Annotated in this window: 22 protein-coding genes and 1 riboswitch; of the genes, 11 read left to right on the top strand and 11 right to left on the bottom strand. The window is 73.2% G+C overall.

The features are described from left to right. Positions 1-95: 95 nt before the first annotated feature. The gene (locus ACX9I7_RS24610; RefSeq protein ID WP_459388524.1) at positions 96-566 is read left to right on the top strand and encodes a VOC family protein; all 471 of its coding nucleotides are present in this window, start codon (positions 96-98) and stop codon (positions 564-566) included. A 311-nt stretch (positions 567-877) separates the two neighbouring features. Beyond that, the gene (locus tag ACX9I7_RS24605) at positions 878-1,744 is read left to right on the top strand and encodes an isocitrate lyase/PEP mutase family protein (protein ID WP_189450077.1); all 867 of its coding nucleotides are present in this window, start codon (positions 878-880) and stop codon (positions 1,742-1,744) included. Positions 1,745-1,831: 87 nt separating this feature from the next. Here the strand turns inward: ACX9I7_RS24605 and ACX9I7_RS24600 are convergent, their stop codons facing one another. Both ACX9I7_RS24600 and ACX9I7_RS24595 read right to left on the bottom strand, forming a co-directional pair. After that, positions 1,832-3,064, bottom strand: a complete 1,233-nt coding sequence (locus ACX9I7_RS24600) for a styrene monooxygenase/indole monooxygenase family protein (protein ID WP_459388523.1) — start codon at positions 3,062-3,064, stop codon at positions 1,832-1,834. Between the two features lie 145 nt (positions 3,065-3,209). Then, on the bottom strand, positions 3,210-4,784 hold the full coding sequence (locus ACX9I7_RS24595) for a trypsin-like peptidase domain-containing protein (RefSeq protein ID WP_459388522.1): 1,575 nt from the start codon (positions 4,782-4,784) through the stop codon (positions 3,210-3,212). Between the two features lie 404 nt (positions 4,785-5,188). On the opposite strand from ACX9I7_RS24595, the gene ACX9I7_RS24590 reads away from it, so the two are divergent. The 4 genes from ACX9I7_RS24590 to ACX9I7_RS24575 all read left to right on the top strand — a co-directional run bounded on the left by ACX9I7_RS24590 (position 5,189) and on the right by ACX9I7_RS24575 (position 8,969). Next, positions 5,189-5,707 (top strand): RNA polymerase sigma factor, encoded by a 519-nt coding sequence (locus ACX9I7_RS24590; RefSeq protein ID WP_126912728.1) that lies wholly within the window; start codon positions 5,189-5,191, stop codon positions 5,705-5,707. Further along, on the top strand, positions 5,704-6,408 hold the full coding sequence (locus tag ACX9I7_RS24585) for a hypothetical protein (protein ID WP_126912727.1): 705 nt from the start codon (positions 5,704-5,706) through the stop codon (positions 6,406-6,408). The genes ACX9I7_RS24590 and ACX9I7_RS24585 overlap by 4 nt, the downstream gene beginning before the upstream one ends. 97 nt (positions 6,409-6,505) lie before the next feature. Then, on the top strand, positions 6,506-7,048 hold the full coding sequence (locus ACX9I7_RS24580; protein ID WP_459388521.1) for an FHA domain-containing protein: 543 nt from the start codon (positions 6,506-6,508) through the stop codon (positions 7,046-7,048). A gap of 115 nt (positions 7,049-7,163) precedes the next feature. After that, positions 7,164-8,969: a hydroxysqualene dehydroxylase gene (locus ACX9I7_RS24575; protein ID WP_459388520.1), complete on the top strand. Its 1,806-nt coding sequence runs from the start codon at positions 7,164-7,166 to the stop codon at positions 8,967-8,969. Positions 8,970-8,984: 15 nt separating this feature from the next. Here the strand turns inward: ACX9I7_RS24575 and ACX9I7_RS24570 are convergent, their stop codons facing one another. Continuing rightward, on the bottom strand, positions 8,985-10,379 hold the full coding sequence (locus ACX9I7_RS24570) for a cryptochrome/photolyase family protein (protein ID WP_459388519.1): 1,395 nt from the start codon (positions 10,377-10,379) through the stop codon (positions 8,985-8,987). Between the two features lie 353 nt (positions 10,380-10,732). On the opposite strand from ACX9I7_RS24570, the gene ACX9I7_RS24565 reads away from it, so the two are divergent. After that, a complete protein-coding gene (locus tag ACX9I7_RS24565; RefSeq protein WP_387569522.1) occupies positions 10,733-11,368 on the top strand; it encodes a hypothetical protein in 636 nt (211 codons plus the stop codon). A gap of 72 nt (positions 11,369-11,440) precedes the next feature. Here the strand turns inward: ACX9I7_RS24565 and ACX9I7_RS24560 are convergent, their stop codons facing one another. Then, a complete protein-coding gene (locus ACX9I7_RS24560) occupies positions 11,441-12,775 on the bottom strand; it encodes a wax ester/triacylglycerol synthase family O-acyltransferase (protein ID WP_459388538.1) in 1,335 nt (444 codons plus the stop codon). 305 nt (positions 12,776-13,080) lie between these two features. Here ACX9I7_RS24560 and ACX9I7_RS24555 point away from each other — a divergent pair, with 305 nt between their 5' ends. Next, complete coding sequence (locus ACX9I7_RS24555) at positions 13,081-13,563, top strand: GNAT family N-acetyltransferase (protein ID WP_459388518.1); 483 nt, start codon at positions 13,081-13,083, stop codon at positions 13,561-13,563. Positions 13,564-13,612: 49 nt separating this feature from the next. Here ACX9I7_RS24555 and ACX9I7_RS24550 read toward each other — a convergent pair whose 3' ends face one another. The 7 genes from ACX9I7_RS24550 to ACX9I7_RS24520 form a co-directional block, all read right to left on the bottom strand. Further along, positions 13,613-14,392, bottom strand: a complete 780-nt coding sequence (locus ACX9I7_RS24550) for an enoyl-CoA hydratase (RefSeq protein ID WP_387569526.1) — start codon at positions 14,390-14,392, stop codon at positions 13,613-13,615. Further along, positions 14,392-15,315, bottom strand: coding sequence for a 3-hydroxyisobutyrate dehydrogenase (gene mmsB, locus ACX9I7_RS24545; RefSeq protein ID WP_459388517.1), 924 nt, complete (start codon positions 15,313-15,315; stop codon positions 14,392-14,394). The genes ACX9I7_RS24550 and mmsB overlap by 1 nt, the downstream gene beginning before the upstream one ends. Continuing rightward, positions 15,315-16,373 carry an enoyl-CoA hydratase/isomerase family protein gene (locus tag ACX9I7_RS24540; RefSeq protein WP_459388516.1) on the bottom strand — a complete coding sequence of 353 codons (1,059 nt, stop codon included), beginning with the start codon at positions 16,371-16,373 and terminating at the stop codon, positions 15,315-15,317. Before ACX9I7_RS24540 ends, mmsB begins: the two co-directional genes overlap by 1 nt. Beyond that, positions 16,370-17,518 (bottom strand): acyl-CoA dehydrogenase family protein, encoded by a 1,149-nt coding sequence (locus tag ACX9I7_RS24535; RefSeq protein WP_189450059.1) that lies wholly within the window; start codon positions 17,516-17,518, stop codon positions 16,370-16,372. The genes ACX9I7_RS24540 and ACX9I7_RS24535 overlap by 4 nt, the downstream gene beginning before the upstream one ends. Positions 17,519-17,523: 5 nt before the next feature. Continuing rightward, entirely contained in the window at positions 17,524-19,023 is a 1,500-nt protein-coding gene (locus tag ACX9I7_RS24530) for a CoA-acylating methylmalonate-semialdehyde dehydrogenase (RefSeq protein ID WP_459388515.1), read from the bottom strand. Positions 19,024-19,240: 217 nt separating this feature from the next. Next, complete coding sequence (locus ACX9I7_RS24525; RefSeq protein WP_459388514.1) at positions 19,241-19,999, bottom strand: CbtA family protein; 759 nt, start codon at positions 19,997-19,999, stop codon at positions 19,241-19,243. Positions 20,000-20,018: 19 nt separating this feature from the next. After that, a complete protein-coding gene (locus ACX9I7_RS24520; protein WP_358213981.1) occupies positions 20,019-20,243 on the bottom strand; it encodes a CbtB domain-containing protein in 225 nt (74 codons plus the stop codon). A gap of 397 nt (positions 20,244-20,640) precedes the next feature. After that, positions 20,641-20,785: riboswitch (cobalamin riboswitch) on the top strand. Positions 20,786-20,943: 158 nt separating this feature from the next. Between ACX9I7_RS24520 and metE the strand changes: the two genes are divergently transcribed. The 3 genes from metE (at position 20,944) to ACX9I7_RS24505 (ending at position 25,107) form a co-directional block, all read left to right on the top strand. Further along, positions 20,944-23,280 (top strand): 5-methyltetrahydropteroyltriglutamate--homocysteine S-methyltransferase, encoded by a 2,337-nt coding sequence (gene metE / locus ACX9I7_RS24515; protein WP_459388513.1) that lies wholly within the window; start codon positions 20,944-20,946, stop codon positions 23,278-23,280. A gap of 73 nt (positions 23,281-23,353) precedes the next feature. Then, entirely contained in the window at positions 23,354-24,139 is a 786-nt protein-coding gene (locus ACX9I7_RS24510; RefSeq protein WP_459388512.1) for an aminotransferase class IV, read from the top strand. A gap of 68 nt (positions 24,140-24,207) precedes the next feature. Beyond that, entirely contained in the window at positions 24,208-25,107 is a 900-nt protein-coding gene (locus ACX9I7_RS24505) for an aminoglycoside phosphotransferase family protein (RefSeq protein ID WP_459388511.1), read from the top strand. Positions 25,108-25,185 lie beyond the last annotated feature (78 nt).

Raw genomic sequence — 25,185 nt, 5'->3', positions numbered from 1 at the left:
GGTCGCCCGGACAAAGCCACCGCCGTGGGCGATGATGCGGGTGGCGTCGCCACTGGCAGCACCGGGCCGCCCGTGGGAGAAGTCGGGAGAACACCATGCAGAAGATCACGCCCTGTCTGTGGTTCGACGACCAGGCGCAGGAGGCGGCCGAGTTCTACACGTCCGTCGTCCCCGGCTCCCGGATCGTGGAGATCCGGCGCTACGGGGAGACCGGTCCGCGGCCGGCCGGGATGGTGATGACCGTCGAGTTCGAGCTCGCGGGGCAGCGGTTCCTCGCGCTCAACGGCGGCCCCGACTTCACGTTCAACGAGGCGATCTCGCTGAGCGTGGACTGCGCGTCGCAGGAGGAGGTCGACGAGCTGTGGTCGGCATTCGGCGAGGGCGGGTCGGAGGGTCCCTGCGGCTGGCTCAAGGACAAGTACGGCGTGTCGTGGCAGATCGTACCGAGGGCCCTCCCCGAGCTGCTGGGCGATCCCGATCCGGTCAAGTCCCAGCGGGTCATGCGGGCGATGCTGGGCATGAAGAAAATCGACATCCAGGAGCTGGTGGACGCCTACGAGGGGTGAGGACGGCCCGGAGGGGCCGGGGTGGGACGAGGGACGGGGCGGCGTGAAAGCGTCGCAGCACGGTCTGTTTTACCTCGCCAATATTGTGCCATGACCAAAGCTTGACTAACGTCCTGTCGCGTCAGCGCACCTGCACTCGCATGGCAGACGCAGAAAACCCCGGGAGTCATATCGCGCCTGACCGCGCGACAGCTCCCGGGGCTTCCCCGCTCTTCACTTTTCCTTCTCGTGACGCCGACGGCATGACCGCGAGCTTCAGCGGGCAGCGGTCTTCAGCACACGTCGGCGCGACCAGTGTCCTGGAGGGTACCGTGAATCACCCCAACCGGCTACGTGCCGCCATCGCCGAGAACGGCACCACACCCCTCATCGGCGTCTTCGACATGTTCTCCGCCTCCGTCGCCGCCCAGCACTACGACGGCATGTTCGTCTCCGGATTCGGCTTCGCCGCCTCGCACTACGGCCTGCCGGACATAGGGTTCATCGCCTGGCCGGACATCGTCGCCTTCGTCCAGCGGATGCGCCTGGCGTTCCCCGCCCACCATCTGCTCGTCGACATCGACGACGGCTACGTCGACCCCGAGACCGCCTGCCACACCGTGCAGCACCTGGAGGCCATCGGCGCCTCGGGCGTGATCCTGGAGGACCAGAAGCGCCCGCGCCGCTGCGGCCACGTCGACGGCAAGCAGATCCTGCCCCTGACCGAGTACCTGGAGAAGCTCGAACTCGTCCTGTCCGCCCGGCGCGACCTCGTCGTCGTCGCCCGGACCGACGCCACCGAGGAGGGCGAGATCCTGCGCCGCGCCGAGGCGCTGGCCGCCAGCGACGCCGATGTGATCCTGGTCGACGGCGTGCGCAGCGTCGAGTGGATCCGCAAGGTGCGCGGCGTCATCGGCGACAAGCCCCTGCTGTTCAACCAGATCGCGGGCGGCAAGTCCCCCCGCCTCAGCCGGTCCGAACTGACCGAGCTGGGCGTGGACGTGGCGATCTACAGCACGCCCTGCCTGTTCGCCGCCCAGTCCGCGATGGACGAGGCGCTGCGCCGGCTGAAGGAGGACGACGGGCGGCTGCCCGAGACGACGCCCTCCAGCGTGGGCGTCGCCGAGTGCCTGGCCCTGCTGGAGAAGAACATCAGCCGGCACCACCGCGCGCCGGCCCCGGCGGTGGCCGGGAGCTGATCCCGTACGGCGGCGGGCGTCGCCCCCGCCCACCGGTCCCCTCGGGCCGGCGGGCGGGGGCGCACGGCTGCTGCGCGCCCCGGCTCGTCAGGGCCGCGCGCCGATGGCGTCCAGATAGGCGTCGGCCTCCGCCGGGTCGAGGAACCACCGGGCCCCGGAGGGGTCCGCGTACACCTCGGCGAAGCGGTCGGCGACCTCCTGGCGCACGGTCGCCGTCGCCAGCACCCGTGCCACGTGCGGGGGCAGCGGGCCGAGCATCGCGGTCGTGAAGGCCGTCGCGTGGCGGGCGTAGGCCCAGAACTCCTCGAAGGTGTCGCGCATCCAGGAGTCGTCGAAGGGCCGGTCGCCGCGCGCGAGGATCGCGCGCCGGTAGACGTCGGCGCAGCGGGCGGCGCTGTTGGAGCCCTGCCCGGTGACCGGGTCGTTGACGACGACGGTGTCGCCCATGCCCAGGACGGACACCTCGCCGTCGAGCCGGGCGACGGGGTGCCGCACGACGGGGTCGACCGCGCCGTAGAGGGTGGCCGTCGCGTCCGTCGGCTCCGCCTTCGCGCACAACTCGTACTCCCACGGCACGAATCCCCGCATCAGCGCCAGCGAGCGCTCGAGGTTGTCCCGCGGCCCGGGGCGGTCCTGCCAGCAGTCCAGCGGGCCGCCGGGGACCGCCTCCCACAGCAGGATGGTGCAGGGGCCGCTCGTCGTCAGGGCGGGCTGGAGGAGTCCCTCGCCGACGCCGGGGATCATCAGGACGCGCACATGCGTCTCGGCCGGCTCCGGGGGAGCGGCCACGCCGCGCAGATAGAGGCAGGCCAGGGTGCGCTGGGGGCGGTCGAAGGGGGAGCGCGCGGGGTCGCGCGGGAAGATGCCGGAGAGCCCGCCGCGTCCGGCCGCGACGATCGTCAGCTCGTGCCGGCGGGCCAGTGCGGCGAGCTCCGCCCGGTCCACGGAGCGGTATTCGACGCGGCCGCCCCGCCGCTCGAACAGCTCCAGCCAGCCGGAGAGTTTCACCCGCTGGTCCACCGACCGCTGGGGGTGGGCGAGCCTGCCGGTGACGGCGGCGGCGAGGGTGCCGGGCGGGTCGATCATGGTGGCCCGGATCGTGTGGACGGTGGGCACCTGGTCGTCCCACAGGTTCAGCCCGGCCTCGCGCTCGATGGTCTGCGCCGGCCCGAACATCGCCTGGGTGGACAGCACGTGCCCGTCCCGGATCTCCCCGGCCGTGCGGGCGGACACGAGTGTGACGTCGTAGGCGTGGGCCTGGAGCCCCAACGCCAGCTGTAATCCCGCCTGTCCCGCTCCTACGATGGCGATCCGTCGCATGAGACCCCCTCAGGTCCTCGGCCCGGCCCGGGTGGTGGGGCCGGGCGACGCGTGGTGCCCGGCGGGCACCACGCGTCCCATCGTGCAGTGGCGCACCGCCCGCCAACAGAGGGCGACGGGCGCCACAGGCGGGTGCCACAGTGGGTCAGGCGACGGTGAAGGGCGTCGGCGGGGTGGGGTTGTCGGCGTTGTCGTAGCCGATGACGCAGTAGGTCCAGGGGCCCTTGGCCGCCTCAAGGGTGGTGGGTACGCCCAGGAAGGGGCGGTAGCCCTCGGGGTCGGCGCAGTCGGTGCCGGCCTTCGGGCCGTACTTGACCTTGTACGAGGTGATCTCCCAGGGCGCGTACACCGGGCGGACCCAGAAGCGCCTGCCGCCGTCCTCGCCCTCGAAGCTCCGGATGTCGACCGTCGGGGCGACGGTGGGCGGGGTGTCGTCCACGCGGGCCCAGGCGTACGACGGGTGGGCGAAGGAGGCGGCCCAGCCGGGGCCGTGCGCGGTGTCGTCGGGTCCGCCCGCGACGCACAGGACGTGGAGGCCCTCGCGCGGCGGCAGCGGGTCCTTGTGGTCCACGCCCGCGGCCGTCAGCCGCCGGGGCTTTCCGTAGCCCTGGGGGCTGGTGCAGTCGGTGATGCCGAACAATCCGCTCTTGAAGGCGACGTAGGCGTGCCGGCCGGCCTTGTCGGGGGTGACGCGCGCCTCCCAGCGGGCCGGGCCCTGCGGTGTGTGCGACCGCGTGTGCTGTCCGGTCGATTCGACGGTCGCCTGCTCGCCCCGGTCGAGCCGGCAGCCCGTCCGGCGCAGCCGCAGACCGGTCCCGTCCAGGCAGGAGGCCACGGCGTCGACGGGGGTGGCGTATGCGGTGTCGTCCTTGGGGACGACCAGCCCCGCCGGGCCGCCCTCGCAGGGCCGGCCGAGGCCGCAGCCCAGATAGCCGGGTGTGGCCACGGTGTTGAGCAGGCCGACGAGCCGGGTCCCGTCGGCGGTGGTGACGGCACCGCCCGACGAGCCGCCGCTGATGCCGAGACAGTCGGTCCGGGTGAAGTCCCGCCACAGCCAGGAGGATTCGTGCAGGCTCACGGCGGCGGCCGTCGCCCGGCACGTGGACAGGCGCAGGAAGCGCTTGCCCTCCTCGACCCCGTCGGTCGGCGCGTGGGCCGCCCGCAGCGGTGTCCCCGCCGCGACCGGGTGGTCGGCGAGCGTCCAGGGCGTCACCTTCAGCGCGGCGAGCTCCCCGTAGGTGGCCGAGAGCTGGAGCAGCGAGACGTCGATGTCCTTCATGGTCGCGTAGACGACGCGTTCGACGGTGAACGTCCTGTGCTCGGCGGCGTTGTCGTGGAAGAACGCGGGGGTGAAGCTCCAGCCCTCGGGCGCGGCCTGGTCGACGACGACGTCATTGGTCCGCATCGAGTCGTCGGCGCAGTGCCCGTTGCTGAGGATCAGCGCCTTCCGCGCGGGGTCGGGCTTCCCCGTGGCGTGGACGACGGTCGCCGTGCACGTCGTACCGCCGCCCCCGACCAGCCGGCCCGAGGCCCGGAATCGCCGGCCGTCGGCCGACCCGGCGTCGATCAGCGGCGCCTCACCGGCGGCGACTTCGGATGCGGCGGCGGGGTGGGCCGGGCCCGCCCACGCCGGGCCCGCCCACAGTAATCCGGCCGTCATGACAGCGGCCGCGCCGGCGGCCCGCAGACGTATTCGGGCGGGGGGAACGACGTCCCTCACGGCACTCTCCTTGATCGTCAACTGCTGACGGCCCGACTGTGGCAGAGCCTGTGGAGGGCGGGCGACGGTGCCCGTCCGCTTTCGGCCAGACGCGGTGAGTGATCAAGGGTCGCCATGTCGGGTGGCGGAGGGCAACCGGAAGGTAGCCTTCCGTAAGACTTTACGATCGCTCGATGCACAAACGCGCCGCCTCGAACGCCATTACTTGCGGAGGGGGTGGAGCGAAGGCGTCCCCTCCCGGGCGCGGTGACACCGGGGCGTGGACAGGCCCCGCCCGGCTCATGACCATCCACAACCGGAGGGACCAGTACTTCCGTGATCCCACACGATGCAGGCGACGGGGCGACGGGCCGGCGGCGGGGAGGGAAACGGTGACGCTTTCCCGCCATGCGGGTACGTTTCCCATGACCGAACTGCCTGCCGATTATCGTGCGTTCCACCAGCTCTACCGCCCCCGCTACATGCAGTGGGCCGAGCTCTACCTCGGCAATCGCCACGACGCCGAGGAAGCCGTCGACCAGGCCTTCGAGGACCTCTGCTTCACCTGGAGCGAGGTTCTGAGGACCGAGTCGCCGAACGCCTACGCCTGGTCCGTCGTCCGGCACCGCACGATCGACTGCGCCCGCGCCCGGGGCCGGCGCCCCACCGTCATCGACACCGCCGCCTTCGAGACGTCCGCGCTGCGGCACGCCGTCGACCCGATCGGCGAGCTCGAGGAGAGCCTGTCGGTCTACAAGGCCATCTGTGCCCTGCCCGAGCGCCAGCACGACGTCATCGTCCTGCACTACTGCCTCGGTTACAGCATCCGCGAGACCGCCGACATCATGGGCATCACCCAGGGCGGGGTACGGTCCACCGCCCGTTTCGCGAGACACCGTCTCCACGACGCCCTCGGACTGGAGAGAGAAGAGGAGCACCGGTGATCGGGTCCCTCGACCACGCCCTGGCCAAAGCCCGCCTCGAACCCCGGCCCTACACGATCGCCGACACCGACCAGGCCGAGGCCCGGCTGCGGGCCCGCCTGGCCGAGCGGATGTGGCACGGAGCGCTGTACTTCGACGACCAGATGGAGCCCGCCCGCGCGGCCGCCGTACGGTCCGCCGAGCGCAACTCGCTGCCGCACCGGGCCTTCCGGCGGCGGCTGCGGAGCCTGTGCGAGACCGTCGTCGCCCAGGACCTCCACAAGCTCGGGGCGTTCCTGGCCCACCGGATGCTGGAGCCCGACGGCGCCCTGGTCCTCGGCTGTGTCCTCCAGCTCGCCGACCGGGAGGACAGCGCCCGGTTCTGGTGGCAGTTCGCCGCCGGCGCGGACGCCGCCGGCGCCGCCTGCTGCCTCTACCTCCACCACATGGCCTTCGGTGAACGCAGGGAGGCGGAGCTGTGGCGCCGCCAGGCCGGGCTGGAGGCGCTCATCCCGCAGACCCCGGAGGACATCGACCGGGGCGATCTCAACGCCGCCCTCCAGATGCTCGACAGCCTCCGCGACGGGGAGCGCTTCTCGCCCGCCGCCAGCGCCGTCATCGCCTACGTCCCCGATGCCCTCGGCTTCGTCGAGGAGGTCGATCTGCCCCTGCCCCAGCCCGACTTCCCCGAGCGGATCGGGGAACTCACGGCCACGGCCTGAGCGATGAGCACACCCGGAGGGGCCGGTGGGGCGCCGGTCGCCTCCCGGGGGCGTGAGATATGGACAGGGAGCGCCTGCCGGACCGAGAATCACCCTTATGACCTCACCTGACTTCCGTACGCGCCTCACCCGGCCCTCCGAGGCCGAACGGAACCAGGCCCTGGTCGTCCTCCGGGACGGCGCCGGAGACGGCAGGCTCTCGCACGACACGTTCATGCGCCGGATGAACATCGTCCTGACCGCCCGCCACCGCGCCGAGATCGACCTCGCCATGGCCGACCTGCGCACCCACGGCCGCTTCTCGGACTTCCTCGTCCGCACGGTCACCCGCCTGGCGGGGCTGACGGGCCTGCTGCGCGGCGCCTGGCGCGGAGCACGGCTGCCCGGGCTCAGGCTGCCCGAGCCGGGCGGGGCGACGCTGACGATCGGCCGCTCGCCCCTGTCCGGCCTGCGCTTCGACGACGACACGGTCTCCCGCCGCCACGCCGAGCTGCGCTACGTGGACAACCACTGGCGCCTGTCCGACCTGGGCTCGCGCAACGGCACGTTCGTCAACGGGCAGCGCATAGCCGGCACCGTACGCGTCCACCCGGGCGACCAAGTGGCTTTCGGAAGCCTGCACTTCCGCTTGTCCGTCTGACCTGTTCGTGTGTTTGTCCGTCTGATCCCGCGCATCCCTGTTCGCTCCTTCGCGCGGGGGAGCGCGCCCCCTGCCCGCCCGGTGCCCCGGTCGCCGTCCGGTCGTTGGCCCGGTCATGGGGAGACGGCAGGGGAACGGGCGTGACGAGCGCACTCGGCGGGAATTCCTGGCGACGGCGGGCGGCGCCGGCGGCGCGGCCGCCCTGGCGTCCGCCGGGCGGGCCGGGGCCGTCGCCCGCCACGGCGGAACGGGCCGCGACGTCGCGGTGCTCGGCGGCGGCGTCGCCGGGCTCAGCGCCGCGCAGGAGCTCGCCGAACGCGGCTACCGCGTCACCGTGTACGAACGCGATGCCGCGCTCGGCGGCAAGGCCCGCAGCATGGACGTCCCCGGCTCGGCCCGGGACGGCCGGCGCCCGCTCCCGGGAGAACACGGCTTCCGCTTCTTCCCCGGCTTCTACCGCAACCTCCCCGACACCCTGCGCAGAATTCCGCTGCCGGACGGCCGGCACAGCGTCCACGACAACCTGGTGAACGCCACCGAGGAACTCTTCGCCCGCACCGGCGGCCGCCCCGGCCTCCGCATCCCCTTCCACTCCCCCCTCGCCCCGCCCGGCCTCGCCGCACTGCTCCCCGACGCCCTGCCCGCCACCCTCGCGGGCGCCCTGGACACGGCCCTGCGCCTGCCGGCCGACGAGCTCCTCCACTTCACCCACCGCGTGCTCGTCCACCTCACCAGCTGCGACCTGCGCCGCTACGGACAGTGGGAGCGGGTGCCCTGGTGGGACTTCATCGACGCGGCCCGCATGTCCCAGGACTACCAGCGGCTCCTCGGCACCGGCGTCACCCGGAACGTCATCGCCACCAAGGCCGAGACCGCCAGCACCCGCACCGTCGCCCGGGTCTTCCAGGCCTTCCTCTACAACGGGCTCGGCCGGGGGAACGACGGGGAGCCGGACCGGGTGCTCAACGCCCCGACCAACGAGGCGTGGATCACCCCCTGGGCCGCCCACCTGCGCCGCCTCGGCGTCCGGTTCGCACTCGGCGCCGAGGTCGAGGAGGTGGTGTACCGCGACGGCCGCGTCAGCCACGTCCGGCTGCGTGCCCGGGGGATCGGCGTACCCCGGGCCGTGAGCGCCGACCACTACGTCAGCGCGATGCCCGTCGAGCACGCCCGCGCCACCTGGGGCGGCGCCCTGCGGGCCGCCGACCCCCGGCTGGCCCGCTGCGACCGGCTGAAGACCGACTGGATGGTCGGCGTGCAGTTCTACCTCCGCACCCGCACCCCCATCGTGCACGGGCACGTCGACCACGTGGACTCCCCGTGGGCGCTCACCACCATCAGCCAGGCGCAGTTCTGGCCCGGCCGTGACTTCCGCGCGGACTACGGCGACGGCCAGGTGGCCGACTGCCTGTCCGTGTGCGTCTCGCAATGGGACGCGCCCGGCATCCTCTACGGCAAACCCGCGATCGCCTGCACCAAGCAGGAGGTGATCCGCGAGGTGTGGGCCCAGCTGAAGGCCGGGCTGAACGACACGGGGCGGCGCGTGCTGTCCGACGACGACGTCCACTCCTGGTTCATGGACCCGGCGGTCACGGGGCTGGGCGGCCCGTCCCCGGTCAACCGCGAACAGCTCCTCGTCCACCCCACGGGCACCTGGTACGACCGTCCCCCGAGCCGCACCGCCGTACCCAACTTCTTCCTCGCCGGCGACTACGTCGCCACCGACATGGACCTCGCGACCATGGAGGGCGCCAACGAGTCCGCCCGCCGCGCGGTCAACGCCCTGCTCGACGCGGACGGCTCCCCGGCCCCGCGCTGCCGCGTGTGGACCCTGTACCGGCCGCCCGAGCTGGAGCCCTTCCAGCGCCAGGACGAGGCCCGCTACCGCGCGGGCCGGCCGAACGTCTTCGACGTGCGCTGACGCGCCCGGCGCCGGTCAGTCCAGCCCCCTGGCCCGCCGGAAGCGGGCCAGGCCCTCGGTGAGATCGACGACCGGGGCGGGGTAGCGCAGCGCCGCCCGCGCGGGGCCGTCGAGCCGCCACGGGGTGTGGACGGCGGCCCCCGGCAGCGCGGCCAGCTCCGGGACCCAGCGGCGCACGTACTCGCCCCGGGGATCGAAGCGCCTGGCCTGCACGAGGGGGTTGAGGACACGGTGGGGGCGGGTGTCGTTGCCCGTGCCCGCCACCCACTGCCAGTTCAGCCGGTTGTCCGCCACGTCCGCGTCGACGAGGAGGCCCTCGAAGTGCCCGGCGCCCTCGCGCCAGTCGTGGTACAGCGTCTTGGTGAGGAAGGAGGCCACCAGCATCCGGGCGCGATTGTGCATCCACCCCTCGTGGGCGAGCTGGCGCATGGCCGCGTCCACGACCGGGTAGCCCGTCATGCCCGCCCGCCACGCGGCGAGTTCGTCGGGGTCCGCGCGCCAGCGGTCGTGCCGGGTGCGGTAGTCGCGGTGCGCCGCCTCGGGGACGGCGGCCAGGACCTGGTGGTGGAAGTCGCGCCACGCCAGCTGCCGGACGAACGCCTCCGCGCCCGTGTGCCGCTCGCCCGCCTGGGCTGCCTGGCGGGCCCTGGAGATCACTTCGACCGGTGACAGACAGCCGAAGCGCAGATAAGGGGAGAGCCGGGACGTGGCGTCCGCCGCCAGATCGTCGTGCGCCGTCGCGTAGCCCGAGAGGCCCGAGCGCAGCCAGGCCGTGAGTCTGCGACGGCCCTCGCTCTCGCCGCCCCTCGGCAGCCCCGCCGGGGCGGGACCCCGGGCCAGGTCCCCGGGCCCGGGGAGCGGGAGCGAGCGCACCCGGGGCAGCTCGACGCGCCGGGGCGCGGGGGAGACGGGCCGCAGCCGCTCGGCCGACCAGCGGCGGTGGTACGGGGTGAACACCGCGTAGTGGTCCTTGCCCGAGTCGCCCGATGAGGGCACGAGCACCCCCGGCGCCACGGCCGTCGTCACCGCGTCGTGCACCCGCAGCGCCCGGCCGTCCGCCGCCAGCGCCGAGCGCAGCCGCTCCTCCCGCCGCTGGGCGTAGCCGCTCGCCCCGCTCGCGAGGTGCACCTCCGTCGCACCGGTCTCGGCGGCGACACGGCACGTCTCGCGCACCACGTCCCCGGCCCGGACGACCAGCCGGCCGCCCCGCGCCCGCAGCCCCTCGTCGAGATCGGCGAGGCAGTCCGCGAGGAAGGCCGCGCGCGCCGGTGTGACGAAGCCCGCACGGGCGATCCCGGAGTCGATCACGAACAGGGGCACCACGTGCTCGGCCGCGCGCAGCGCCGCACCCAGTACGGGGTTGTCGCGCAACCGCAGATCGGCTGTGAAAAGGACGACAGTGACGCGCATGCCCCCACCCGCCTCGTTCCGGTGGCCCAGGCCGTGTCCTGCGGGCCCAGGCTAGGGCAGGAGGGACGGAAACGACGGGATTGACTGTGACGTCCGGGCTTGCGATTTCCTCGAAGGGATGTTCTGGTGTGGACACGCCGTGCCGGATCGACCGGCCGCGTGGAGCGCCGTGCCGGATCGACCGGTCGCGCCGAGGCCGAAGACCTGGCCGGGAGACCTCTGGCACTGGTGTCGGTCCTCACAGTCGAGGACGCGACTCATTCGGTACCGGCCTCGGGCCGGTCACAGTACGGCCCAGGATCGGCGACGGGTGATTCCTGCCTTTCGCCAAGGGTCCGCGTTGGGAGATTCACGTGTCCGCTCTGTCGTCACAGCCGCCTCTGTCCGTCATCCGACCGTCCCGCCCGCCCGTCGCGATGGCGGCACCCCGCACCGGCGGCGCCCGTCACGCCCGTCCGCTGGGCCTCTACGACACCTGGTGGACGCTCGCCGGTGCCGCTGTCGCCCTGTGCGCGGGCTGGGCCGCCAGCGTGTGGGTCTCGATCCACCTCCAGGCGGACGCGTCCCTGCACACGGTCGCGCTCTTCGTGCACCTCGCCAGCCTCGTCCTCGGCTTCGGCGCCGTGCTCGTCGCCGACTACTACGGCCTGCTGTGGATCACCGGCCGCACCACCCTGCGCGAGGCCCTCGGCAGCGCGAGCAAGCTCCACCTGCCCATCTGGGCCGGCCTCGCCGGCCTCGTCGGGAGCGGTGTCTTCCTCCACCCCAACCCCTCGGCAACGCCCACCGCGATCAAGCTGGCGTTCGTCCTCGTCCTGAGCCTCAACGGTCTCCAGGCGGGCCTGCTCAACAAGCACATGGCCCGGCAGCCGGCCGGCGAGCCGTCGCCGCGCCTGCTGGCGTGGGGCGGGGCCACGGCGATGATCTCCCAGATCTGCTGGTGGGGCGCGGTGGTCATCGGCTTCATGAACACCACCAGCCACCACTGACAGGCGTTTCTCCCCGATAAAGGCCGCTGCCCCCGTCTCCTCGACGGGGGCAGCGGCCTTTCCCCGTGCGGTTCAGCCGCCGCAGACGGTGACCAGCTCCGCGGCCTCTTCCGTGATCGACCGGGCGAGCAGGTCCAGGTCGGGCACGGCGACGGCGTCGGCGATCAGGCCGTAGCAGACACGGTCCTCGTAGGTGGTGATGCCCACGGCGAGGGACTGTCCGGGCGCGAGAGGGGCGAGCGGGTAGGCCTCGCGGACGCGGCTGCGCGCGAGCGTGAGGCCGTGGGCGCTGCGCAACGGGACGCTGGAGACCAGCAGGTCGTAGAAGAGGCGGCCCGAGCGGGCGATCAGGCCGCCGCCGAAGCGGTGGCCGAGGGGCGGGATGACCTCGGCGAGCAGCGCGGCGGCGCCCGGCCCGCTGGCGGGTCCCGCCTGTTTGTTGCTCTCCATGGCCCGGCGTACCGCGCCCAGGCGGGCGAGCGGCTCGGCCTCGGCGACGGGGAGCCGGACCAGATAGCCGGAGAGCCGGTTGCCCGAGGCGCTCGGGTCGCCCGGGTCGCGCAGCGAGACGGGGACGAGGGCGCGGGGACGTACGCCGTCGCTGCCGTCGCCGCGCTTGTCGAGCCAGCGCCGCATGCCGCCCGCGACCACGGCGAGGAGGACGTCGTTGACGGTGCCGCCCGTGGCCTCGCGGACGCGGTTCACATCACGCAGATCGACGATCGCGCCGTCGGCGCGGCGAGCGCCGGTGGCGCGGGAGACGAGAGCGGGTGAGGAGCGCACGTCCAGCGCGGCACGGGCCATGGCGGAACCGATGGACAGGGCGCGCCCGGCATCGGTGACGGCACCGCGCACGAGACCGGGCAGCTCGCGCGGCCTGGGCAGACGCGGCCCGGCCCCCTTCTTCGGCTTCTGCGGCACGACGGCCGGAACGGGCGCCCCGTCGGCGACGGCCGGATCCAGGAGCGACAGGGCGTACGACGCCGCGCGCATGCCGTCCGCGTGGGCGTGGTGGAACGTGAACAGCACGGCGAAGGACGTGCCGTCCGTACCGGGCAGCACATGCGCCGCCCACGGCGGTCGCTCCCGGTCCAGGGGCCGCTGCATCAGCGCCCCGGCGGCCGCGAAGAAGTCCCGCACCGGCGCGGTGAGATGAACGTGGTCCGACGGGTCGTAGCCGGGGGCGGCATGGCGTGCGGCGGCGCCGACGGGGAGCAGGACGGAACGGATGCGGGTGTTCAGCCCCGGTACCCGGGCGGCGCGTTCGACGAGCAGCCCGGCGGCCCGGCGGGCGGCGTCCGGGGTGTCGGCGTCGAAGACGACGAGCCCGCCCATGTGCAGGGGATGACCGGCGGACTCGATGTTCCAGAAGGCGAGGTCGAGCGGCGTGAGCGGTTCGGGGGTCACTTCAGGGGTCACGGGGTCTCCGAGGTCACGGGGCATGGACGTGCTCGCGCGTCGGGGTGAGCCGGGGGACGGCGCTGCGCTGTTGTACGTAAGCGGACAGAAGTCAATCGCCGTCGGCCAACTACGGTCAAGTGTGGACCGGATACGCTCCGTTAGTGGCGCGGGAGGGCCTGCGGGTTTCGGCCCCTCCCCACCCCCTCGGACTGCCCCGGGTTCCCCGGGTAACCCCGCCCGACCATTGCGTCGGCCCCGCACGCGACTTGTCCGGATCGAGACCCCTGGTGGGTGTCGGTTATGGTCGGGCCATGCCAGCCGCTCCGGATGCCGCTCCCGTCCCCGCTCTCGCCCTGCGCCCCGCCATCCGAGCCGACCTGCCGGCCGTGCTCGCCCTGCTCGCGGATGAGGAGAACGTCGTGGATCCGTCGACGGTCGTGGTGACGGAGGAGTACGAGCGGGCGTTCGCGGCGATCGACGAGGACCCGCGCAACGAGCTGTTGGTCCTGGTGGAGGAGGCCGGCACGGTGGTGGGGTGCCTGCAGGCGACGTACATCCCCGGGCTCGGCAAGGGCGGCGCCGAGCGGGCGCTCATCGAGGCGGTCCGCGTCCGCGCCGACCGGCGCGGCGGCGGGCTCGGCCGGACGCTGATGGCGCGCGCGGTCGAAAGGGCACGCGCGCGTGGCTGCGCGCTGGTGCAGCTCACCAGCAACAAGCGGCGCGAGGACGCGCACCGCTTCTACGCTGCGCTGGGCTTCGTGCGCAGCCACGACGGTTTCAAGCTCGCGCTCTAGGCGCGCGCCCCTGACGGGGCGCACCCCGCGGCGGGGCGCGCCCGGAACGTCAGCGGTGACGGAAATCCGGCTTCCGCTTCTCCACGAACGCCGCCATCCCCTCCTTCTGGTCCGCGACGGCGAACACCGCGTGGAAGACGCGCCGTTCGAACCGCACGCCCTCCGCCAGCGTCGTCTCGAACGCCCGGTTCACCGCCTCCTTCGCCATCATGGCGACTGGCGCGGACATCCCGGCCACTGTCTCGGCGACGGACAGCGCCTCCGCGAGAAGCTCGTCCGCCGGGACGATCCGGGAGACCAGGCCCGCCCGCTCCGCCTCGGCCGCGTCCATGGTGCGCCCGGTCAGGCACAGCTCCATCGCCTTGGCCTTGCCGACGGCCCGGGTCAGCCGCTGCGAGCCGCCGATGCCGGGGATGACGCCGAGCTTGATCTCCGGCTGCCCGAAGACGGCGGTGTCGGCGGCGAGCAGGATGTCGCAGAGCATGGCGAGTTCGCAGCCGCCGCCCAGCGCGTAGCCGGAGACGGCCGCGAGGGTCGGGGTGCGGAGGGCGCCGAGCCGGTCCCAGGCGGTGAACCAGTCGTTGAGGTACATGTCCATGTACCCCTGCGGCTGCATCTCCTTGATGTCGGCACCGGCGGCGAACGCCTTCGCCGAGCCGGTGAGGACGATACAGCCGACATCCGGGTCCCGGTCGAGGGCCTCCGTGGCCTCGACGACCTCGTTCATGACCTGGAGATTGAGGGCGTTGAGGGCCTTGGGGCGGTTGAGGGTGACAAGGGCGACGCGGCCCTTGCGCTCGACGAGGATGGTCTCGTACGTGGTCGTCATCAGGAAGCCGTCTCGTTTCGTTCGTCGCGCTGCCGGATCGTCCGGATGATCCCGGAGAAGTCCTCCGCCGCCCCGGCGCCCGCCGCGTACTCCGCGTACCGCTTCGCCGCCTCGATCCCGAAGGCGGAGTCGATCCCGCTCGCGCGGAGCGCGTCGGCGGCGAGGCCGAGGTCCTTGGCCATCAGGGGGGCCGCGAAGCCGGGCCGGTAGTCGCGGTTGGCCGGGCTGGCCGGGACCGGGCCGGGGACCGGGCAGTTGCTGGTCAGCGACCAGCACTGGCCGGACGCCGTGGAGGCCACGTCGAACAGGGCCTGGTGGGACAGGCCGAGGCTCTCGCCGAGGACGAAGGCCTCGCTGACCGCGATCATCGAGATGCCCAGGATCATGTTGTTGCAGATCTTCGCCGCCTGCCCGGCACCCGGGCCGCCGCAGTGCACGGTCTTCCCGCCCATGACGGCGAGCAGCGGCTCGGCCCGCGCGAACTCGGCCTCGCCACCGCCGACCATGAAGGTCAGCGTGCCGGCCTCGGCACCGGCCACGCCGCCGGAGACGGGCGCGTCCAGGGCCTGGTGGCCGGCCTCGACCGCGGCCTCGTGGGCGGCGCGGGCGTCGGCGACGTCGATGGTGGAGCAGTCGACGAACAGCGTGCCGGGCGCGGCCGCGGCGAGGAGGCCCTCGTCCCGGTAGAGGGCGAGGACGTGCCGCCCGGCGGGCAGCATGGTGACGACCACGTCCGCGCCGGCCGCGGCGTCCGCCGCCGAGGCCGCTGGCTCGACACCGGCGGCCGCGGCCGCCTCCAGGGACTCGGCCACCAGGTCGTAGCCGCGCACCCGGTGCCCGGCCTTGACGAGGTTGGCGGCCATCGGGCCGCCCATGTGGCCCAGGCCGACGAAGCCGACGGTCAGGGGAGTGCTGCTGCTCATCACGACACCTCCTGGGTAAGGGCGAGTTCCCGCTCGCCCAGCGGTGCGAAGAACCGGGCGACGTCCGCCTCGCCCACCTCGGCGAGCGTGGCGGGCGACCAGCGCGGGTTCCGGTCCTTGTCGATCACCTGGGCGCGGATGCCCTCGACCAGGTCCGGCGAGGTCAGGGCCGCGCACGAGACGCGGTACTCCTGCTCCAGCACCCGCTCCAGCGAGCCGAGCGCACCGGCGGCGCGCAGCCCGGCGAGGGTGACCTTCAGCGCGGTCGGGGACTTGGCGAGGATCGTCTCGGCGGCCTGCTTGGCGGCCGGGGTGCCGTGGCCCTGGAGGCGCTCGACGATCTCCTCGACGGTGCCGGCGGCGTAACAGGCGTCGATCCACTCGCGGTGACCGGCCAGTTCGCCCCCGGGCGCCTCGGCGGCGTGCCGGGCGACGACCTCGTGAGCCGGGGCGTCGGCGAGCTCCGCGAGGAGCGCGGGCAGCCGGTCCGAGGGGACGAAGTGGTCGGCGAGCCCGCACAGCAGGGCGTCGGCGGCGCCCACCGCCTCACCGGTCAGGGCGAGGTGGGTGCCGAGTTCGCCGGGCGCCTTCGCCAGCAGGTAGGTGCCGCCGACGTCGGGGACGAAGCCGATGCCGGTCTCGGGCATGGCCACCCGCGAGCGCTCGGTGACGATCCGTACGCCGCCGTGGGCGGCGATGCCGACGCCGCCGCCCATGACGATGCCGTCCATGACGGCCACGTACGGCTTGGGGTAGCGGGCGATCCGGGCGTTGAGCCGGTACTCGTCGCGCCAGAAGTCCGCCGAGGCCGTGCCGCCGGAGCGGGCGTCCTCGTGGATGGAGCGGATGTCGCCGCCCGCGCACAGCCCGCGCTCGCCCGCGCCGGTGATCACGACGGTCCCGACGGCCGGGTCGTGCTCCCAGGCGGTGAGGGCCTCGTCGATACGGGAGACCATGGCGTGGGTGAGGGCGTTGAGGGCCCTGGGCCGGTTGAGGACGATATGGGCGGCCCGGCCCTCGACGCGGAACAGGACCGCTTCCTCGGTGGCGTCGGTCACCGGCCGGCCCCTGTCAGGCCACGGGCCACGATGAGGCGCATGATCTCGTTCGTCCCCTCCAGGATCCGGTGGACCCGCAGATCGCGGACGATCTTCTCGACGCCGTACTCGTTGAGGTAGCCGTAGCCGCCGTGGAGCTGCAGCGCCTGGTCGGCGACCGTGTAGCCGGTGTCGGTCGCGAATCGTTTCGCCATGGCGCACAGCTGGGGCGCCTGGGCGTCGCCGCGGTCCAGGGCCTCGGCGGCCTGCCGGACCAGGGCGCGGGCGGCGGTCAGCTCGGTGGCCATGTCGGCGAGGCGGAAGCGCAGGGCCGGCGAGTCGATGAGGGGCTCGCCGAAGGCCTCCCGGTCGGCGAGGTAGGCGAGGGTGCGGTCGAGGGCGCTCTGGGCGCCGCCGAGGGAGCAGGCGGCGATGCCGAGCCGGCCGCCGTTGAGGCCGCCCATGGCGATGCGGAAGCCCTCGCCCTCGCCGCCGAGCAGCCGGTCCGCGGGGATCCGGACGCCGTCGAGGATCACCTGGCGGGTGGGCTGGGCGTTCCAGCCCATCTTCTTCTCGTTGGGCCCGAAGGACAGGCCGGGGTCGTCGCGGTGGACGAGGAAGGCGGAGACGCCGCGCGCGCCGGGGCCGCCGGTGCGGGCCATGACGATGTAGACGTCGGTCGAGCCCGCGCCGGAGATGAACTGCTTGACGCCGTCGAGGACGTACTCGTCGCCGTCGCGCTCGGCGCGGGTGGTCAGGGCGGCGGCGTCGGAGCCGGCGCCCGGCTCGGTGAGGCAGTAGCTGCCGAGGGTGTCCATCGCGCACAGGCCCGGCAGGTAGCGGGCGCGCTGGGCGTCGTCGCCGTAGTGGTCGATCATCCAGGCGACCATGTTGTGGATGGAGAAGTAGCCGGCGACGGAGGGGCAGCCCGTGGCCAGGCTCTCGAAGACGAGGACGCCGTCGGCGCGGGTGAGGCCGGAGCCGCCGGACTCCTCGCGGACGTAGATGCCGCCGAGGCCGAGGTCGGCGCCCTTGCGGAGCACGTCGACGGGGAAGTGCTTGTCGCGGTCCCAGTCGACGGCGTTCGGGGCGAGGTGCTCACGGGCGAAGTCGAGGGTGGTCTCGGCTATGGCGCGCTGGTCCTCGGTGAGGAAGGTGGTCGTCATGGCGGTCAGCCCATCGTCGGGATCGTGAAGCTCGCGCCCTCCTTGACCCCGGAGGGCCAGCGCGAGGTGACGGTCTTGGTGCGGGTGTAGAAGCGGATGGCGTCGGGGCCGTGCTGGTTGAGGTCGCCGAAGCCGGACCGCTTCCAGCCGCCGAAGGTGTGGTAGGCGACGGGCACGGGGATCGGGACGTTGACGCCGATCATGCCGGTGTCGACGCGGCGGGTGAAGTCGCGGGCGGTGTCCCCGTCGCGGGTGAAGAGGGCGACGCCGTTGCCGAAGGGGTGCTCGCTGGGCAGCCGCAGCGCCTCCTCGTAGTCGGCGGCGCGGACCACCGACAGCACGGGCCCGAAGATCTCCTCCTGGTAGATCCGCATGTCCGGGGTGACCCGGTCGAAGAGGGTGGCACCGGCGAAGAAGCCGTTCTCGTGGCCCGGCAGGACGAAGTCCCGGCCGTCGACGACCAGTTCCGCGCCCTCCTCGACGCCCAGGTCCACATAGCCGCGCACCCGGTCGAGGGCGTCACGGCCGACGAGCGGGCCGAAGTCCGCCTCGGGGTCGTCCGAGCGGCCGATGCGGAGGGTGCCGATGCGCTCCTTGAGCTTGGCGACGAGCGCGTTGGCCGTCTCCTCGCCGACGGGCACGGCCACCGAGATGGCCATGCAGCGCTCGCCCGCGGAGCCGTAGCCGGCGCCGATGAGGGCGTCGACGGCCTGGTCGAGGTCGGCGTCCGGCATCACGATCATGTGGTTCTTGGCGCCGCCGAAGCACTGGGCGCGCTTGCCGTGGGCGGCGGCGGTGGCGTAGATGTGCGCGGCGATCGGGGTGGAGCCGACGAAGCCGACGGCGCCGACGCGCGGGTCCTCCAGCAGGACGTCCACGCTCTCCTTGTCGCCGTTGACGACGTTGAGGACGCCCGCCGGAAGGCCCGCTTCCAGGAACAGCTCGGCGAGCCGCAGCGGCACGGAGGGGTCGCGCTCGGAGGGCTTGAGGATGAAGGCGTTGCCGCAGGCGATCGCGGGGGCGGCCTTCCACAGCGGGATCATCGCCGGGAAGTTGAACGGGGTGATCCCGGCGGCGACGCCGACCGGGCGGCGCAGGGAGTGGACGTCGATGCCGGTGCCGGCGTTGTCCGTGAACTCGCCCTTGAGGAGATGCGGAATGCCCGCGGCGAACTCCACGACCTCCAGGCCGCGCTGGATGTCGCCGTGGGCGTCGGCGATCGTCTTGCCGTGCTCGGCGGACAGCAGCCGGGCCAGCGCGTCCTTCTCGCCCTCGACCAGCTGGAGGAAGCGCAGCAGGACCCGGGCCCGGCGCTGGGGGTTCCACTCGCCCCACTCGCGCTGGGCGCGGACCGCGTCGGCGATGGCCGCCTCGGTCTCCGCGCGGCTGGCGAGCGGGACCCGGGCCTGGACCTCGCCGGTGTTGGGGTCGTACACATCGGCGAAGGCGCCCGATGTTCCCGGGATGTGCTTGCCGCCGATGAAATGGGTCAGTTCACGGACCATGGAAGCCTGCTCTCATCAGGTGAGATCCGGGGACAGGCACGGCGGGGCCGCGGGCGCGCGCCCTTGTGGGGCGCGGTCCGTCCTGTCCGTCCTCGTGGTTGCCCCCGAACATATAGTTGGACGTCCTACTAAGTCCAGAGTCGAAAAAACGTGCGGGGCGGCCGGGTGGCCGCCCCGCACGCCGGGGACGGGGGAGAGGGACGGAAAGCGGAACGGGTCAGGAGACGGGTTCGGCCGCGCCCCGGGCCGCGCGGTCGTGCCCGGCCCGGGGGACGAGCAGCCGTTCGGCCAGGTGTCCGAAGAGCAGCCCGAAGGCCGCCCACAGGACGCCCTGGACGGCCAGGGCCGCGAGGCGGAACCGCCACAGCACGGTGGCCGGGAAGTCGGCGGGCACCTCGTCGACCACGGGCAGGACGGCGTACGCCGCACCCACCAGCAGCACGAACGCCGCCACCGCGACGACGCCCGCCCACCAGCCGCCCAGCCGGGGGACCAGCCCACGGCCCAGGAAGATCGCGGCCACGCCCAGCAGCACGCTGAGCACGATCATCAGGAAGTACAGCGCGGTGCGCTTGCCGATGGTGTCCGGATCGCCGACGGACGGCGGATTGGCCGGGTACTTGAGGAACGGCACCACGTAGACCACCAGCAGCCCGCCCAGCGAGAGCAGGGCCGCCGTGGCGCGCGGGCCGATCCGGCCGATCCGGCCCAGGGCGACGCAGAAGGCCAGCGCGGCGATGCCGCCGAGCGCCACACCGTAGACCAGGACGCCGGTCGCCAGCCCGGCGGTGGACTGGAGGGTGCGGCTGACCAGCTCCACGTCGTGGTCGCCGTGGCTGTGGGCCTCCTCGTAGCCGATGGCTCTGTCCACGGACGGCTCACCGAGGAGATAGGCGACGAGGAGGGCCAGGCACCCCGCCGCCAGTCCGGCGAGCATGCCGCGCACCAGGAGCGACCGTACGGAGACGGTGTTCACGAGAGCGACTCCCCGGCCGTCAGTGGCACGGGAAGCCGAGCAGGTGACGTCCGTCGTGGAGCCACTCGTGGACGCTCGCGCCGGAGAGCAGCGAGGTGGCGCCCTGCTCGGCGCCGACGAAGTACAGCAGGACGAGCATGAGCACGCCGAAGAACACCGCCCAGGGGGCGATCGCCTTCAGGGATATCGGCGCGACCTCCGGCCGGGCGGAAGAACCGGAGACGGGAGCGGCGGAATAGGCCATGACCAAACCTCCTGGGGAAACACGCGTCCCAGAACTAGGGGTTCCTGGACGGCGGGAGGCGGGTCTGACTCCCCGGGCGTCGCCGCGCTGCCGCGAGCGCCGACCGGATTCACAGTGGCGCGACCGTGCCGGATTCCCACCGGCTTCCGCCACCCCGTCGTCATGTCCACGCGACCGTACCGTTCCGGCCAACATTGCGCCATGGGGCGGGAGGATGCGCACCGGCGTACCACCCGGCGCGCGTGCTCTGGAGCGTGCGCCGGGGCCGCGCCCGTTCCGCTCCTCCGCCGCCCGTGGCTGACCGGTATGTGAACAGCACTGTCCAGCGGGCGGCTTCACCGCCTACGCTGGCCGCCGCAGCCGGTTCGCCCTGCCCGCCAGGCAGACGCGTCGCAAGAGGGAACCCGGTGGGAATCCGGGACTGCCCCGCAGCGGTGAGCGGGAACGACCGCCGTCACACGCACTGGGCCCGACAGGGCCCGGGAAGCGACGGCCACTAGGTGTCCGCCCTCGGGCGGACGTGCCCGCGAGTCCGAAGACCTGCCCGCTGCCCGCGCGCGAACGCGTCGCGCGCGGACATCCCGGTGACCCCGAGGGCGGGTCGGCGCGCACGGACGAGCACGTGACGGCTCGCCCGCACCGACGCGACCCCTCGCGGCCCTCCCGGGATCCAGGAGACGAGCTCGCGAAGGAGAGTTCCGTGACCAGCAAGTCCGCAGCCGCGGCAGCCCGGGCCACCGTGTACGGCTACCCCCGCCAGGGACCCAGCAGGGAACTGAAGAAGGCCGTCGAGGGGTACTGGAAGGGCCGCGTCACCGCCGACGCCCTCCACCGGACCGCCGCCGCCCTCCGCGCCGCCACCTGGCGCGATCTCGCCGCCGCCGGCCTCCACGAGGTCCCCACCGGCGACTTCTCGTACTACGACCACGTCCTCGACACCAGCGTCATGGTCGGCGCGATCCCCGCCCGCCACCGCGCGGCCCTCGCCGCCGACCCCCTCGACGGCTACTTCGCCATGGCACGCGGCACCCAGGACGTCGCGCCCCTGGAGATGACCAAGTGGTTCGACACCAACTACCACTACCTCGTCCCGGAACTCGGCCCCGACACCGTCTTCGCCGCCGACCCCGCCAAACAACTCGGCGAGTTCCGGGAGGCCCTGGCCCTCGGCCTCGCCGCCCGCCCCGTCCTCGTCGGCCCCGTCACCTACCTCCTGCTCGCCAAGCCCGCCCCCGGCGCCCCGCCCGGCTTCGACCCCCTCACCCTCCTGGACCGGATCCTGCCCGTCTACGCCGAGGTGCTCGCCGCACTGCGCGCCGCCGGGGCCGAGTGGGTCCAGCTGGACGAGCCCGCCCTCGTCCAGGACCGCACCCCGGCCGAACTGAACGCGGCCGCCCGCGCCTACCGCGACCTCGGAGCCCTGACGAACCGGCCGAAACTGCTCGTCGCCTCCTACTTCGACCGCCTCGGCGAGGCCCTGCCCGTGCTGGCCAAGGCCCCCGTCGACGGCCTCGCCCTCGACTTCACCGGCCCCGCCGCCGCCAACCTCGACGACCTCGCGGCCGCCGGCGGACTGCCCGGCAAACGGCTCGTCGCGGGCGTCGTCGACGGCCGCAACGTCTGGATCAACGACCTGACGGCGTCCCTGGCCACCCTCGCCACCCTCCTCGGCCTCGCCGACCGAGTGGACGTCGCCGCCTCCAGCTCCCTCCTCCACGTCCCCCTCGACGCCGGCGCCGAACGCGACATCGACCCGCGCATCGCCCGCTGGCTGGCCTTCGCCCGCCAGAAGACCACCGAGATCGTCACCCTCGCCCGCGGCCTCAGCCACGGCACCGCCGCCATCGCCGCCGAACTCGCCGTCAACCGCGCCGACCTGGCCTCCCGCGCAGGCTCCGCCCTCACCCGCGACCCGGCCGTCCGCGCCCGCACCGCCGCCGTCACACCCGCCGACGCCCGCCGATCCCTGCCCTACCCCGAACGGACCGTCGCCCAGCGCGCCCGCCTGGGCCTGCCCCCGCTGCCCACGACCACCATCGGCTCCTTCCCCCAGACCACCGAACTGCGCACCGCCCGCGCCGATCTGCGCGCCGGACGCATCGACGCCGACACCTACGAGCGGCGCGTCGAGACCGAGATCCGCGAGGTCGTCGCCTTCCAGGAGAAGGCCGGCCTGGACGTCCTCGTCCACGGCGAGCCCGAACGCGACGACATGGTCGCCTACTTCGCCGAACGCCTCACCGGCTACCTCGCCACCCGCCACGGCTGGGTCCAGTCCTACGGCACCCGCTACGTCCGCCCGCCGGTCCTCGCCGGCGACGTCTCCCGCCCCGAGCCGATGACCGTGCGCTGGACGACCCACGCCCAGTCCCTCACCGCACGCCCCGTCAAGGGCATGCTCACCGGTCCCGTCACCATGCTCGCCTGGTCCTTCGTCCGCGACGACCAGCCCCGCGCCGAGACCGCCCGCCAGGTCGCGCTCGCCCTGCGCGACGAGGTCGCCGACCTGGAGGCGGCGGGCACCGCCGTCATCCAGGTCGACGAGCCCGCCCTCCGCGAGACCCTCCCGCTGCGCGCCGCCGCCCGCCCCGGCTACCTGGCCTGGGCCACCGAGGTATTCCGCCTGACCACCGGCGGCGTCCGCCCGGACACCCAGATCCACACCCACATGTGCTACGCGGAGTTCGGCGACATCCTCCAGGCCATCGACGACCTCGACGCCGACGTCATCAGCCTGGAAGCGGCCCGCTCCCACATGCGGGTCGCGGACGAACTCGCCGGCGCCGGCTACCCCCGGGAGGTGGGCCCCGGCGTCTACGACATCCACTCGCCCCGCGTCCCCGCCGCCGACGAGGCGGCCGCCCTGCTGCGCCGCGCACTGGCCGCCGTCCCCGCCGAACGGCTGTGGGTCAACCCCGACTGCGGCCTGAAGACCCGCGCCTGGCCCGAGGTCCGCGCCTCGCTGGAACACCTGGTGACGGCGGCGCGCACGATAAGGGAGGAACTCCCGGGCTCGTCCTCGTCCTCTTCCTCGTAAGGCGCGGGAGGGGTGCCCCTGGGTCGTCATTACCGGGGGCACCCGTCTCCTCGATGGCTGAGAGACTGCCCGCATGGCCGAACTCAACGGAAAGCCCGTTACCCTCGACGACCTCCAGAGCCTCGCCCTCACGAACTACGGGCACTTCACGACCATGCGGATGGAGGACGGCACGATCCGGGGCCTGTCGCTCCACCTGGACCGCCTGGTGCGGGACTGCCGCATCGTGTTCGGCGTCGAACTGGACCGCGAGGGGACGCTGAACTACATCCGCAAGGCGGCCGACGGCGTCACCGGAATCGCCGGCATCCGCGTCACCGTCTTCGACCCCGCCCTCGACCTGAGCCGCCCCAGCGCCGCCAAGGACCCCCACATCCTGGTGAACCTGCGCCCCGCCGGCGCCCTGACACCGCCCCCGCTGACAGCGAAGACCTTCACTTTCACCCGCGACAACGCGGAGGTGAAGCATGTCGCACTCCACCCGCAGCTCAAGCTCCGCCGCGACGCCCAGCTCGCCGGCTTCGACGACGCCGTCTTCGCCGAACCGGACGGCCGCGTCTCCGAGGGCGCCACATGGAACCTCGGCTTCGTCGACCGGCAGGGCACGGTCGTCTGGCCGGACGCCCCCGTCCTCCCCGGCACGACGATGCTGCTGCTCCAGAGCCTCGACACCCCGGAACAGATCACCGCCCCGGTACGGCTCGCCGACGTCCCCGCCATGGCCGCCGCGTTCGCCACGAACGCCTCCATCGGCGTCCGCACCGTCAGCGCCCTCGACGACGTGCGGTTCCCCCAGGACCATCCGGTGCTCGCGGCACTGCGCGACGTGTACGCGGCTATTCCGGGGGAGCGGCTTTAGGCGGGATACGTGGCCCTGCCGGAAAAGCGTTTGACGCTCGCCGGTGTCCGGCGGTCGGATCACATGCCATGAACACAGGGCAGATGCATCCCGGCACGCACCCCATTGACGATGACCTTGTACGGCGGCTGGTCGCCGGGCAGTTCCCGCAGTGGGCGGGGCTGGCGGTGGAGCGTTTTCCGTCCGGAGGCACGGTCAACGCCATGTACCGGCTGGGCGATGACATGGTCGTACGGCTGCCACTGGTGCGAGGCGGGGCCGACGACGTGGCGATGGAACGGACGTGGCTGCCCCGGCTCGCGCCCCACCTGCCCGTACCCATCCCTGAAGTGCTCGGGGAGGGGCAGCCCGCCGAGGGGTACCCGTGGGCTTGGTCGGTGTACCGGTGGCTGGCGGGAGAGAGCCCCGAGGCGGGGGTGCTGAGCGAACCTGTCCTGCTGGCCAAGGATCTGGCCGAATTCGTGGCAGCGATGCGAAGCATCACCCTGCCGGGTGCGCCGCGGGCCCATCGCGGCGGACCGGTCGCCTCCCTCGACGCGGCGACCCGGGCGGCGATCGAGGAACTGCGCGGGATCCCGCAGGAGGGCGTCGACTGCGACGCCGCCACCGCCGTATGGGAGGAGGCGCTGCGCGCTCCGGACTGGGACGGCCCGCCGGTGTGGCTGCACGCCGATCTCATGCCGGGCAACCTGCTGGTGGACGGTGGCAGGCTGGCCTCGGTCATCGACTTCGGGTGCCTGGGTGTGGGTGATCCGGCGTGCGATCTGTTCCCGGCGTGGAATCTGCTGCCGGCCGATGCGAGGGAAGTTTTCCGCGAGGCGCTGGGCGTGGACGACGCGACATGGATCCGCGGACGGGGACGGACGCTCTCACAGGCGCTGATCGCGCTGCCCTACTACCGGAAGACGAACCCGGCGATGGCGCACTACGCCCGGCACGTCATCCGCGCGGTGCTGGGAGAGGGCTGAGGCCGGCCTCGACGCCGGCCGCTGAGCCGGCCCGGGGAAACAGAAAAACCCCCGCTGAGCAGGGGTTTTGTCTGGTCT

Source organism: Streptomyces sp. L500 (genome assembly GCF_054551825.1).
Note: the sequence above shows the minus strand (reverse complement) of the source record. Positions and strands in the feature narration are given on the sequence as shown.